The organism is Collinsella sp. CLA-ER-H9 (assembly GCF_040092295.1).
Lineage (GTDB): Bacteria > Actinomycetota > Coriobacteriia > Coriobacteriales > Coriobacteriaceae > Collinsella.
Map to the genome: position 1 here is coordinate 103,222 of NZ_JBBNLV010000005.1, position 13,182 is coordinate 116,403.

The following is a 13,182-nucleotide window of genomic DNA, read 5'->3' on the forward strand; positions in this document are numbered from 1 at the left end:
GGTCGAGCGCTCCATTTGTGAGCGCCGCGGCCCCATTACGTTACCCCGTCCGGCGGCACCCCGTCGCCGGACACTCTCCCGAAAGGAGTACGCCATGTCCACTACCGATGCTTCCCAGATCCACGACCTGCGTTCCGCGCTCGACTTTTTGCGTGAGATGCCGGGCCAGCTGCTCGAGACCGACACCCAGGTCGATCCCGATGCCGAGGTCTCGGGCGTCTACCGTCACGTCGGTGCTGGCGGCACCGTCATGCGCCCGACCAAAGAGGGTCCGGCGATGGTCTTCAACAACGTCAAGGGCTTTGACGACGCCAAGGTCTGCATCGGTATGCTTGCCAGCCGCAAGCGCGTTGCCGCCCTGCTCGACCTGGACGAGGAGCACCTGGGCCTCGAGATCGGCAAGCGCTTCGAGAACCTGATCGCCCCCGAGCAGATCGCCGAGGGCAAGCACGTCGACTGCCAGGAGGTCGTGTACAAGGCGACCGACGAGGGCTTTGACCTGCGCAAGATCGTTCCCGCTCCCACCAACACGCCCGTTGACGGCGGCCCCTACATCACCATGGGCCTCGCCTATGGCACGAGCCCCGATGGCACCCAGTCCGACGTAACCATCCACCGCTTCTCCTGCGTCGACAAGGACAAGCTCGCCATGTGGATCACCCCGGGCAGCCGTCACCTGGGTGCGTTCTTTGACGAGTACTGCCAGCGCGGCGAGGATATGCCCATCTCCATCTCCATCGGCCTGGACCCCGCCGTGTACATGTGCTGCGGCTTCGAGGCTCCCACCACGCCGCTCGGCTTCAACGAGCTGCAGATCGCCGGCGCCCTGCGCGGCCGCGCCGTCGAGCTTGCCGACTGCGTCACCGTTCCGCAGAAGTGCATTGCCAATGCCGAGTACGTGCTCGAGGGCTACCTCATGCACGACGAGACCATCAACGAGGATGTCAACGGCCACGGCTACGCCATGCCCGAGTTCCCCGGCTACACCGGTGGCGCCAAGGTCTGCCCGGTGATCAAGATCACCGCCGTCACCACGCGCGTCAACCCCATTATGGAGAGCTGCATCGGCCCTTCGCACGAGCACGTGTCCATGGCCGGTATCCCCACCGAGGCCTCCATCTACAAGATGGTCGAGACCGCTATCCCGGGCCGCCTGCTCAACGTTCACGCCGCTCCCTGCGGTGGCGGCAAGTTCGTTGCCATCATGCAGTTCAAGAAGTCGAGCAAAAATGACGAGGGCCGTCAGCGCAACGCCGCCATGCTCGCCTTCTCGGCGTTCTCCGAGCTCAAGCACGTCATCCTTGTCGACGAGGATGTCGACATCTTCGATATGAGCGACGTGATGTGGGCCATGACCACACGCTTCCAGGCCGACGTGGACCTCATCACCATCCCCGGTTGCCACTGCCACGTGCTCGATCCGTCCAACGACCCCGCGTTCGATCCTTCGATCCGCGAGCACGGTATCGCCTGCAAGGCCATCTTCGACTGCACGGTTCCGTTTAACCTCAAGAAGAACTTCATCCGCTCGCAGTTCATGGAGATCGATGAAGAGAAGTGGGCCGCCGAGCTCGCCTTCTAGTAAGTAGCCCTACCAAGTAGTTAAGGAGTTGTCATGCCTGAGTCTTCTGTTCGTCCCCGTCGCATTGTCGTTGGCGTGTCTGGCGCCAGCGGTGCGGCACTGGGCCTTGAATGCCTCAAATGCCTGCGCCAGGCCGGCGCTGAGTCGGCGCTTGTCGTCACGCGCGGGGGAGAGATCACCATCGAGCAGGAGCTCGGCATGACGCTCGACGAGTTTGCGTGCTATGCCGATGTGGTCTACGACAACAAGAACATTGGCGCTGCCATCGCAAGCGGCACCTATCCGGTCGACGGCATGATCGTGGCTCCCTGCTCCATGAAGACGCTCGCCGGCATCGCGAGCGGCTACAGCGAAAACCTGTTGCTGCGTGCGGCCGATGTGCAGATGAAAGAGCAGCGCCGCCTGGTGCTTATGGTGCGCGAGACGCCCTTCAGTGCGATCCATGTCGACAACATGGCACGCCTGGCGCGCGTGCCGGGCGTCATGCTCATGCCGCCCATGCTCACGTTTTACAACGGCCCCGCCACGCTCGATGAGGCGGTGCATCACATCGCCGCCAAGGCACTCGAGGCCGTCGGCGTGTCGTGCGCCAACTATAAGCGCTGGTCATAGGCATCTTTAGGGTAGGATACGAGTAGTGTTTGAGCCCGCTGCCCCTGTGGGCGGCGGGCTTTGGTGTGTCGGGAGGATCTATGCAGACGGGCATGTATGCGATCAGCGAGATGGCGAGCTTGTTTAACGTTTCGCGCCAAACGCTCATCTACTACGACAAGATCGGCCTGTTTAAGCCCGCCGTGGTTAACGAAAAAGGCTACCGTTTCTATTCGCCCACGCAGATCCCGCTCATGCGGCTGATCTGCATGCTGCGTGACCTGGGGCTCGAGCTCGACGAGATCGACCGTCTGACCTCGACGTTCGACATTGGCGAGATGACCGATCACCTGCGCTCGCGGGTGCAGGCGCTCGACAAGCAGATTGCCGGCCTCAAATCCGAGCGCGCGAGCGTGCAGGAGCGGCTGAGTTTTTACGACGAGGCGGTTTATTGGCGCGAGCGCGAGGGCAAACCGGAGCTCAAGCAGTTCGAGCGCCGCTTCGTGGTCTTTGAGGAGTTTCCGTGCGATATCGGGCGCGGCCGCTCGATGCTTCACCCCACGCTCATGCGGGCCATCCTGCGCATGCGTACGTTGACGGGCACGCGCCCCATGCGCGGCTGGGGTGCCATGCTGCGTCGCGAGGCGCTGCATTCCGACGACCCTATTGCCGGCGCCGGCTCCTTTGCCGTGCTGCCGCGCGGTGCCGAGGAGCTGCTGCCGAGCGACGCTGCCGAGCTGGCAGAGATCGGCATCGAAGTGCTGCCCGAGGGCACATACCTGTGCATGAGCCGCTGGGGCATGCCGTACGAGCCCGAAGGCATCCGCGCCATTGTGGCCTGCATGGACGAGCACGCGCTCCAGCCCGTTGGCAACGCCTTCGACTTTTGCTACCTCGATACCACGAGCTATGACGAGTCCCACCAAGAGGACTTCTGCTGCATCCAAATCCCCGTCGCCCTCCAGATGTGACAAAGGGACAGTCCCTTTGTCACATCCGAATAGCATCGCAAGCTTGTTTTGAAGCGGAGGAGGGTCGCTCATTTCTTATAAACTTGCAAAATCTGCAAGTTTATAAGTTTTCACGTCTGGCCGTGTGACAAAGGGGCAGTCCCTTTGTCACATTCCGTGCGAGCGGGCGTGTCATATGGGGGTATAAGGCTAGCAAGTGTTTATTTGCGAGGCTTAAGGGGCGCCCCGTATGGATATCGATAACTTTGAATGGTGGTATAGCGAGGGCGAGGCTCCGGACGAAGAGTGGGACGAGCCCGCTCCGTGTGACGTGTCGAGCGACGAGGACGAGACCGGCAACGATACCGCTGTCGAGCCTGAAGCCGCCTCCGATGCCGCCGAGCCCCTGACCTTTGAGCAGGCTTGGGCCCAAGCTGAGGCCGATGAGGCTAAGGCCGATGCCACGGCCACACTCGGTGAGCCGGCGGACATGTCCATCTCGCCGGCCAAGACCCCGCAGCCGCGCCATAACATCGACCCCGGCAGCACGGCATCCTTCAGCATACTCGACGTGCCCGCGCAGGGTGCCCAGGCGCCCGCCCCCACCCATCGCCCCAACCTGGCTCGCGAGGAAGACGCGGGCCGTCGCTCTCCGCTCGGCCCCATTCTCATCGCCTTTATGGCCGGCGTCATCGCTTGCTCGGCGATCGGAAATGTCTGGAGCCACGTGGAGCAACAGCGCAAAGACGCCGCCAAGGTCGAGATGTCCGTCGAGCAATCGCTCAGCCGCACGCGCTCGGTGCATGTGTCGGTCGAGGTTAAGGACGGCGCGACGTGGGATACCGCGCGCGGCGATAGCCAAATGCTCGTCCATATCGTGGGCCGCACGCTCAGGGGACAAGCAATCGACGAGTATCAATACGTCAATTCCGAAGGTGACGGTATCGAGCTCAAGCCCGGCGACTACGAGCTCACGGTTGATGAGCCGCCCGTCGCCACCGACGGCACGCGTTACCGCGCCTCAAAGCGCATGGTTCCGGTGAGTTTTAATTCACGGGCGCCCGATACGGTCGATAGCACGCCGCAGGGCGGGTTTGACCTTTACGCTATTGCTCAATAACTGCGCCTGACGCTCAACCCCGCCGCCAAGAGTGGGACAATAGCCCTCGATACTGTTGTTTATTTTTGGAGGAAGTAGCATGTCCACCGTCACTACCATCAAGCGCGGCGGCCTCACCGCGGCCATCGATTCCATGGGTGCCCAGCTCACGAGCCTTGCCCTCAACGGCAACGAGTATCTGTGGCAGGGCGACCCGGTCTTTTGGGGCAAGCACGCGCCCATTCTGTTCCCCATCGTGGGCTCACTGCGCAACAACACGGCAACATCTGCGGCTGGCACCTGCGAGATGCCGCGCCACGGCCTCGCGCGCATCGTCGAGCACAAGCTGGTCGAGGTCTCCGAGGACGGCTCGTCCGTCACCTACGAGATCACCGACACGCCCGAGTCGCTCAAGGCTTTCCCCTTCCACTTTAAGCTCAACATGACCTATGCCCTAACCGGCGACGCCACGCTTACCCAGACCTTTGCCGTCACCAACACCGGCGACGTGGACCTGCCGTTCTCGGTGGGCGGCCACCCTGCATTTAACGTGCCCGCCCCCGGTGCCGAGGACGAGACGTTCGAGGATTACGAGCTGGCATTTACCGAGGCTTGGACCAACGAGGCCCCCATCATCACGCCCGATGGCCTCATGACGTTCGAAGGCAGCTACAGGGCGCCCGATAACTCGGACGTGCTGCCCATCACGCACCGCAGCTTCGATAACGACGCCATCATGTTCACCGATACCCCGGGCTCCACGCTCACGCTGCGCGGTCGCAAGTCGGGCCACGGCGTCAAGATCGACTTTGAGGGCTTTAAGTACATCGGCGTGTGGTCTGCCGCCAACGACGCTCCGTTTGTGGCGCTCGAGCCTTGGACCGGTCACACCACCATGTCCACCGAGGACGACGTCTTTGAGCACAAGGTCAACACCATCACCTTGGCCCCCGGCGCTACCGATAAACGCAGCTTTAGCGTCACCTTGCTCTAGAGGTTCCGCCGCTCGGTCGATGCTGCGTGCCGTCCAGAGCGATAATTTGTCATTCAAAAGGCAAGGCATAGACCTTCTGGTCATGCCTTGTCTTTTTCATGCCACTTGTTCGCTCTGGACGTCGCTCGCCGGCATTGCCAAAACATCGACGTCCCCAATGACTACCATGTGTCTATTAATTTTTCGAGCTTGTGCTGCACTGCTGGTCGCTGGCGTATATCCTGTTAAGTCGTCAGCATACGATTCAACAGGGAAGGCAGATTATGCATTCTCCCCATCAGCGCGACGCGCATCCGCAGCCGGTGTGCAGCCGTCGCATCTTCTTGGGTAGCGCTCTCGCTGCGAGCGCTTCCGTCGTCGCCGGCGCGCTCGCCGGCTGTCAGCGTCCGTCCACGCTCAAGGTGGTTCAGCCCACGACGGGCGGCGGTCGCGACGACCTGTCCGATTCCGTGATCGGCAAGGACAAGATCCGCATTGGCATGGAGGCGGCCTACGCCCCGTACAACTGGCAGGTTTCCGAAGCCAGTGAGTACACTATCCCCATCGACAACGTGCAGGGCGCCTATGCCGATGGCTACGACGTGCAGATCGCCAAGATCGTCTGCAAGGCCCTCGGTGGCGAGCCCGTTGCCGTCAAGCAGAGCTTCTCGGGCCTCATCGATTCGCTCAACAACGGTCAGATCGACCTCATCATCGCCGGTATGAGCGCCACGCCCGAGCGTGAGGAGTCGGTCGGCTTCTCCGACCCGTACTTTATCGGTTACTTTGGCCTGTTCGTAAAAGAGGGCTCGCCCTACCAAAATGCGACAAAGCTCAGCGACTTTAGCGGCGCCACGGTCCTCGGCCAAAAGGACACCATGCTTGATACCGTCATCGACGAGATCCCGGGCGTTGTGCACAAAAACCCGGTCGATTCGGTCCCCACGGTGTTCTCGAATCTGCTGCAGGGCACGTGCGACGCCGTGACCTACAACACCGAGAACGAGAAGGGCTATATGGCCCAAAACCCGGGCATTGTCCCCATTCATTTTGCCGAGGGCGAGGGCTTTAAGCAGGAGGTCGCGGCAAACGTCGGCTGCCGCAAGGGCTCGGACAAGCTGCTTAAGCTCATCGACAAGACACTCAAGGGTGTCAGCCAGGAGGAGCGCGACCAAATGTGGGACGCGTGCCTCGACCGTCAGCCGGCATAGGGAGGCAGCATGAAAACCATCAATCGTCTGGCCTCTTTTATCAAGGCCGACCACCGTTATGTGTACCTGGGCACGAGCGTCATCGCGGCGCTCGGCCTGGCGTTTAGTCAGCGCAATCCCACACCGCTGAGCTTCTTAGCCCCCACCGGTATCTTCCAGGATTGCCTATGGGCGATTCTTTGGGCCTGGATTGTCGTGTCGGCGGCGGCGCTGGTCACCAAACTCATGCATTGGAATGACTATCGCGAAAAGTCGCCGTTCGCATCCGAGCGTTTCCGCCGCGGCGCGCGCCTGGGCAGCTACGTCGTGGTCGCCATCGCGGCGATCTTTTTCGTGGACCGCTGCGTCATGTCGTTTATCGACCTGGTGCAGGTGAGCATTGTCTCGGATTCCAACCCTAGCGACTTTTTGTCGAGCCTGGTCTACATGACCTACAAGAGCGGCGACTTCTTTATCCGCGGCATCGAGATCACCATCGCACTTGCGACCTTCGGTACCGTCATCGCCTTTTTCCTGGCGCTGCTCTTTGTGTTCCTGCGTATTCAGACGTTCGATCGCGTGGACAACGACCTGGTGCGCTTCTTTAAGAGTGTCGGTCGCGGCTTTGCGACTGTCTACTCCACCATCGTGCGCGGTACGCCCATGATGGTTCAGGGCCTGCTCATCTATTACGCGGGCTTCACCGTTTTGCGCGGCATGGGCTTCGAGACCGCCCAGGCCAACCAGATTTGGAGTACCTTCACCGCCGGCCTCGTCACCATCTCGCTCAACTCCACCGCCTACATGATGGAAGTCCTGCGCGGCGGTATCGAGTCCATCGACCCCGGCCAGGCCGAGGCAGCGCGCTCGCTGGGTCTTTCGCAGTGGCAGGCTATGCGCAAAGTCGTGTTCCCCCAGGGCATTAAAAACGCTATTCCGGCGCTCACCAACGAGCTCATCATCAACATCAAGGATTCGTCGGTGCTTTCGGTCATCGGCGTGTTCGACCTTATGTACGCTACTACCACGGTCGCCGGCGTGTACTACCGCCAGATGGAGGTCTACTGCGTGGCGCTCGTGGTCTACCTGATCCTGACGCTCGTGGCGAGCCGCCTGCTCGAAGCCTTTGGCAAAAAGCTCGGCGCCGAGGCCCCTGCCACGCTGCCCAGCTCTAACTAGGCTTAAGACGAGGAGAATCATCATGGCAGATACCGCCACTACCGGCGTTGCGGCCGCCGCACAGACCAATGAGCCGCTCATCCGCGTCGAGGGCCTGCGCAAGAGCTTCGGTTCGCTCGAGGTGCTCAAGGGCATCGACCTGTCCGTTAACCACGGCGAGGTCGTTACCATCATCGGTGCCTCGGGCTCGGGAAAGTCGACCTTCCTGCGCTGCCTCAACCTGCTCGAGACCCCGGACGCGGGCCACATCTGGTTCCATGGCCAGGACCTCACGGCCGAGCGTTGCAACATTAACAAGCTGCGTGAGGACATCGGCATGGTGTTCCAGGGCTTCAACCTGTTCAACAACATGGACGTGCTCGACAACTGCACGCTTGCGCCCGTCACGCTCAAAAAGATGAGCAAGGCCGAGGCCGAGAAGGTCGCGATGGAGCATCTGACGAGCGTGGGGCTCGAAAAGTTCGCGCACGCCGCCGTGGGTCGCCTGTCCGGTGGTCAAAAGCAGCGCGTGGCCATCGCGCGCGCCCTGTGCATGAATCCGCAGATCATGCTGTTCGACGAGCCGACCTCCGCACTCGACCCCGAGATCGTGGGAGAGGTGCTCGAGGTCATGCGCAAGCTCGCTGCCGACGGCATGACCATGGTCGTCGTCACGCACGAGATGGCCTTTGCCCGCACGGTGTCCGACCGCGTGGTCTTTATGGACAAGGGCGTGGTGCTCGAGGATGCCGCGCCGGCCGAGCTCTTCGGCAACCCCAAGCACCAGCGCACCCGCGAGTTCCTCTCGCGTTATCTCGAGGACAAATAACCGACCGCAAACGCTTATGTGGCAGGGCCGCTCCGGTGGGGCGGCCCTCGTCATCACAATCGAAAGGATGTCATGGCCGAGGTTTGGCGCTTCTTTGCGCATGAGGACGATTTTGCCGATATAGACGAGGCCGGCGCGTGCGAGCGCCTGGGCCGCGTGCTGTCGTTTCCGACCATTTCGAGCATGGATGCCGAGGCGGTGGACTGGCGGCCCTTCGACGATCTGCGCGCCTATATGCAGCAGGCGTGGCCGCGCGTGTTCGCGGCGGGCGAGGTCGAGCTCGTCGACCATTCGCTGCTCGTGACGCTTACCGGCTCCGACCCTGCCCTTAAGCCCGTTATGCTCATGGGCCACATGGACGTGGTTCCCGTGGTGCCCGGCACCGAGGCTGACTGGGCGCATGCCCCCTTTAGTGGCCACGTGGACGACACCTACATTTGGGGTCGCGGCGCTATCGACATGAAAGATCAGGTCGCAGGCATTCTCGAGGCGGTTGAGTATGCGCTGGCCCACGGCTGGGAGCACGAGCGCACCCTGCTGCTGGCTTTTGGCCAGGACGAGGAAACCACGCAGTTCGGTGCGGGTGCCATCGGCCGCGTGCTCGAGGAGCGCGGCGTTGAACTTGAGTACCTGATCGACGAGGGCGACTACCGCATCGTTCCGGCTGCCGAGTATAGCGCGGGCGAGGGTTGGCTCATGCACGCCGACCTGGCTGAGAAAGGTTATGCCGACATTGTGCTCAAGACGAAGAGTGAAGGCGGGCATTCGTCTAACCCCTACGGCGGCACATCGCTCGAGGTGCTGAGCCGTGCCATCGCTGCAATCTGCGATATCGAGTGGCCGACGCACGTGACCGACTTGCTTGCCGCCCAGCTCGTCGAGTTGGGGCTCTACACGGCCGATGAAATTGCCGCCAACGGGGATGTCATTGTCCGCGATTGCCTCGCCAGCAAAAAGCTCTATCCGCTGGTGGCGACCACCTGCGCGCCCACGCAGATCGAGGGCGGCAGCACCGGCGCCAACGTAATGCCGCAGGATATGTGGGCCAACATCAACTTCCGCATGCTCGAGGGCACGAGCGTGGCCGATGTCGTTACCCGCTGCCGCGAGGCGGTTGCCGCGGCGGGCCTTGCCGGGCGCGTGGAGATCGAACTCGGTCCCGGCAGCTCCGAGCCTTCGCCGTCTCCGCGCGTCGGCGGGCCGGGGCTCGAGGCCGTCCGCGCCATCGCCGCCCACTATTTCCGTGATCCAAAGGGGACGGAGGAAAACGGATCATTCGAGCCAGTGGCAATTGTGCCCTCGACCGTGATCGGTGCGACCGATGCTGCCAACTACCAGCACATTTGCCCCGAGTGCATTCGCTTCTCGGCCTTTGTGGTTGATGACGACGAGTGTGATCGCGGCGTCCACGGCACCAACGAGCGCATCACCCGCTGCGCCTTCCTCCAGGGTGTCCGCTTTCTCATCGCTCTGCTCCACACGCTCTAGAATCCGACAAAGGGACTGTCCCTTTGTCGGATTCCGTGCGGGTTATATGCAGGTTTGTCTGCGCACGCTATCATGTATGGGTTAGACCGCAACTATGTACCCCACACGCGAAGGGATGCGCATGTATCTGAAGATCGACATGTTCTAGCTGGGCTTACCCCCGCAGTGGCGCCATGCGCCCCATCAACTCTGCCGATTTTCACCTTCACGCATATAAAGGAGTCCGTCATGCGCGACAAGCTCGAAAAGATCATCAAGGCCTACGAGGAGCTCGAGAAGAAGCTGTCCGACCCGGCCGTCGCCTCCGACATCAAGGAGTTCACGCGTCTCAACAAGGAGTACGCGCACCAGTCCGACCTCATTGCTGCCTCGCGCGAGTACATCGGCGCGCTCGACGACATCGAGGCTGCCAAGGAAATGCTCCACGATACCACCGATGCCGATGAGAAGGAGATGCTCCAGATGGACATCTCCGAAAACGAGGCTAAGCTTCCCCAGCTCGAGGAAGATATCAAGTACATGCTCATCCCGAGCGACCCCAACGACGACAAGAACACCATCGTCGAGATCCGCTCCGCCGCCGGTGGCGACGAGGCGGCTATCTTCGCCGGCGACTTGTACAAGATGTACCAGCGCTTTTGCGAGTCGCGCGGCTGGAAGACCACCGTGCTCGATTCCAACCCCAGCGAGGCCGGCGGCTTTAAGTCCATCGAGTTCAAGGTCGAGGGCGACCGCGTCTACTCCGTCATGAAGTTCGAGTCCGGCGTGCACCGTGTCCAGCGCGTTCCCAAGACCGAGTCCCAGGGCCGTATCCAGACCTCTACGGCAACCGTCGCCGTGCTTCCCGAGGCCGAGGAAATCGACGTCCAGATCAACCAGTCCGACCTGCGCATCGACACCTACTGCGCCTCCGGCCCTGGCGGTCAGTGCGTTAACACTACCTACTCCGCCGTGCGCATCACCCACCTGCCCACCAACACCGTGGTGCAGTCGCAGGAGCAGCGTTCCCAGATCCAGAACCGCGAGGTCTGCATGCAGATGCTGCGCGCCCGCCTCTACGAGATGGAGCTCGAGAAGCAGCAGGCAGAGCTCGGTGCCGAGCGCCAAAGCCAGATCGGCCACGGTAACCGTTCCGAGAAGATCCGTACCTACAACCAGCCCCAGGACCGCGTGACCGACCACCGCATCGGTTTCAACTCCACCTACAACGGTGTCCTTCTGGGCGACCAACTCGGCACCGTGATCGAGGCGCTCGCCGCCGCCGAGCGTGCCGAGAAGCTAGCGCAGGCTGTTTAGGTTACGCGGTTTTACCAAACCGCGTAACGGCTCGACGCTGCAAACGCCCCTAAGCGGCAATCTGACGTTCAATCGTCGGTCGCGTACCGAAGTACGCTTCCCTCCTCTTTCACGTCACCTTGCTCGCTTAGGGGCGTTTTCGCTGACTTATGCTCAACCTGCGGCGCCTTAGAGGTGGTCATTGGGGACGTTCTTAAACGACTAGGTTGGGCTTATTGCTTTGAGATGTTATTCAATCGTCTTTGATAGACTTCAAGCTGTCTACCTGCTGAAAGCAATTAACGGTATGCATCTGCAATTGAAAATATTGCTTGAAAAATCGTCCAAGAAGTCGCGGGGTGATTTTTGACGCGTTGCGCGTCAAGTGATGTGGCAAGCGTTTGGTTAGATATTGGTTAGTTTTGGGGCAACCTTGCCAAAAGCTTGACGAATGCAAATCTAGACGTCGGCGAATGAACACTTTGAGCGAGCCCGGTGCAAAATTCTGGGCTGATTCTCGATAATCGCCTTCAATCGTCTCTTGCCAAGCGCTGGCCTCGCGTACAATCTGCTCCGACATTCGCGCGCCGCCCGGCGCTTAAGAGGGGAGGACCCCATGGCAAACGAGATCTGGACCATCAAGCGTTGTCTCGAGTGGACCAAGGAGTACCTGGCCGAGCGCGGCGAGGAACACCCCCGACTTTCTGCCGAGTGGCTGCTCTGCGCTGCCACGGGTCTGGCGCGCATCGACTTATATATGCGTATGGACGAGACGCTCGATGCGGCGCAGCTCGAGACCATGCACGCGGCGGTCGTCCGCCGCGCCAAGGGCGAGCCGCTGCAGTACATCACCGGCAGCACGCAGTTCCGCATGATCGACGTCGCGTGCGCCCCCGGCGTACTCATTCCGCGTCCCGAGACCGAGATGCTCGTCGAGGAAGTCCTCAATTATCTGGATGCCGAGGTGCTGAGCCCCGAGGCTGCCGCCCGTCAGCGCGTTGAGCTGCCCTGGAACGACGAGGTCGAGCAAGCGCGCAAAGCCGAAGCCGCGTTGGCCGACGAGCGAGCGACGGCCGAGCGCCGTGCCGCTAACCTCACAGCTGCCGATGAGACGGCGCTAGGCAGCGACGTACTGGGCAGCCGTGCCTATGCCGAGGAACTGGCCGACCGCGAGGCCGAGGAAGCCGCCACGCAGGCAGCAGAAGCCGAAGCCGCGGAAGCCGCCGCGCAGGCAGCAGATGCCGAGGCCGAGGAGGCCGCCGAACCCGAGCTCGACGAATACGGCATCGCCATCGAGGGCGTCGACCAGGAGACGGCTTCAGCTCAGGATGCCGCTGCGCCTGCCCCAGCCGAGCCCCGCACTGCCCGCGTTCTCGAGGTCGGCTGCGGCACGGGCTGCATCTCGCTCTCCCTTGCCTGGGAGCGCCGCGGCCATGTCACCTGCACTGCTACCGATATCGAACCGCGTGCCATTGACCTGGCCACCAAAAACCGCGACGCGCTCGGGCTTACGTCCGATGAGGTCGCCTTCAGCCTCACAAACCTGGTGAGCTCTATCCCCCGCGAGGAATGGGGCACCTTCGACGTGCTCGTCTCCAACCCGCCTTACATTCCGACTGACGTCATGCGCTCGCTGCCGCACGAGGTCAAGGACTTCGAGCCCGATTTAGCGCTCGAGGGCGGCGCCGACGGCCTCGATATCTTCCGCCGCCTGCTCAATGCGGCGCCCTATATGCTGCGCGCCGGCGGTCTGTTTGCCTGCGAGCTCTACGAGGGCGCCCTCGATGCCGCGGCCGAGCTCTGTCGCCAGGCGGGTCTCTCGGACGTGCGCATCGTCCGCGACCTCACCGATCGTCCCCGCATCGTCCGAGCCATCGTCACCGAGCCCAAACAGCGCCAGTAATATTTATTAACTGGTTAGCAAAAATTATAAATTAGTTTATAATTAGGACGGCTGAAAGAGGTCGGCCCATGCAACCTCCTACCTTTCGGGAAATCATTGCCCTACTCAAGCACGATGGATTCGTGAAGGTCGCGCAAGTCGGTA

General features: G+C 61.7%; 12 protein-coding genes. 11 read left to right on the forward strand and 1 reads right to left on the reverse strand.

All coding sequences use genetic code 11. From position 1 onward, the window contains the following. Positions 1 to 94: 94 nt before the first annotated feature. The 10 genes from AAAX73_RS04905 to prfA all read left to right on the forward strand — a co-directional run bounded on the left by AAAX73_RS04905 (position 95) and on the right by prfA (position 11,156). Positions 95 to 1,582 (forward strand): UbiD family decarboxylase, encoded by a 1,488-nt coding sequence (locus tag AAAX73_RS04905; RefSeq protein ID WP_055286310.1) that lies wholly within the window; start codon positions 95 to 97, stop codon positions 1,580 to 1,582. 33 nt (positions 1,583 to 1,615) lie between these two features. Further along, complete coding sequence (locus tag AAAX73_RS04910) at positions 1,616 to 2,194, forward strand: UbiX family flavin prenyltransferase (protein ID WP_055286312.1); 579 nt, start codon at positions 1,616 to 1,618, stop codon at positions 2,192 to 2,194. An 80-nt stretch (positions 2,195 to 2,274) separates the two neighbouring features. Continuing rightward, complete coding sequence (locus AAAX73_RS04915; RefSeq protein ID WP_349125211.1) at positions 2,275 to 3,144, forward strand: MerR family transcriptional regulator; 870 nt, start codon at positions 2,275 to 2,277, stop codon at positions 3,142 to 3,144. Between the two features lie 229 nt (positions 3,145 to 3,373). Next, positions 3,374 to 4,243 (forward strand): hypothetical protein, encoded by an 870-nt coding sequence (locus tag AAAX73_RS04920; RefSeq protein WP_349125212.1) that lies wholly within the window; start codon positions 3,374 to 3,376, stop codon positions 4,241 to 4,243. Positions 4,244 to 4,322: 79 nt separating this feature from the next. Beyond that, the gene (locus AAAX73_RS04925; protein WP_349125213.1) at positions 4,323 to 5,216 is read left to right on the forward strand and encodes an aldose 1-epimerase family protein; all 894 of its coding nucleotides are present in this window, start codon (positions 4,323 to 4,325) and stop codon (positions 5,214 to 5,216) included. A 263-nt stretch (positions 5,217 to 5,479) separates the two neighbouring features. Continuing rightward, on the forward strand, positions 5,480 to 6,406 hold the full coding sequence (locus AAAX73_RS04930) for a transporter substrate-binding domain-containing protein (protein ID WP_349125214.1): 927 nt from the start codon (positions 5,480 to 5,482) through the stop codon (positions 6,404 to 6,406). A 9-nt stretch (positions 6,407 to 6,415) separates the two neighbouring features. After that, a complete protein-coding gene (locus AAAX73_RS04935; RefSeq protein WP_349125215.1) occupies positions 6,416 to 7,564 on the forward strand; it encodes an amino acid ABC transporter permease in 1,149 nt (382 codons plus the stop codon). A gap of 22 nt (positions 7,565 to 7,586) precedes the next feature. Further along, positions 7,587 to 8,372, forward strand: coding sequence for an amino acid ABC transporter ATP-binding protein (locus AAAX73_RS04940; protein ID WP_118081644.1), 786 nt, complete (start codon positions 7,587 to 7,589; stop codon positions 8,370 to 8,372). Between the two features lie 72 nt (positions 8,373 to 8,444). Further along, on the forward strand, positions 8,445 to 9,860 hold the full coding sequence (locus AAAX73_RS04945) for a M20/M25/M40 family metallo-hydrolase (RefSeq protein WP_349125217.1): 1,416 nt from the start codon (positions 8,445 to 8,447) through the stop codon (positions 9,858 to 9,860). Between the two features lie 228 nt (positions 9,861 to 10,088). Continuing rightward, on the forward strand, positions 10,089 to 11,156 hold the full coding sequence (gene prfA / locus AAAX73_RS04950; RefSeq protein ID WP_349125218.1) for a peptide chain release factor 1: 1,068 nt from the start codon (positions 10,089 to 10,091) through the stop codon (positions 11,154 to 11,156). 232 nt (positions 11,157 to 11,388) lie between these two features. Here the strand turns inward: prfA and AAAX73_RS04955 are convergent, their stop codons facing one another. Continuing rightward, the gene (locus AAAX73_RS04955) at positions 11,389 to 11,715 is read right to left on the reverse strand and encodes a hypothetical protein (RefSeq protein ID WP_349125219.1); all 327 of its coding nucleotides are present in this window, start codon (positions 11,713 to 11,715) and stop codon (positions 11,389 to 11,391) included. Between the two features lie 36 nt (positions 11,716 to 11,751). Here AAAX73_RS04955 and AAAX73_RS04960 point away from each other — a divergent pair, with 36 nt between their 5' ends. Continuing rightward, entirely contained in the window at positions 11,752 to 13,038 is a 1,287-nt protein-coding gene (locus AAAX73_RS04960; RefSeq protein WP_349125220.1) for a HemK/PrmC family methyltransferase, read from the forward strand. Positions 13,039 to 13,182: the final 144 nt, after the last annotated feature.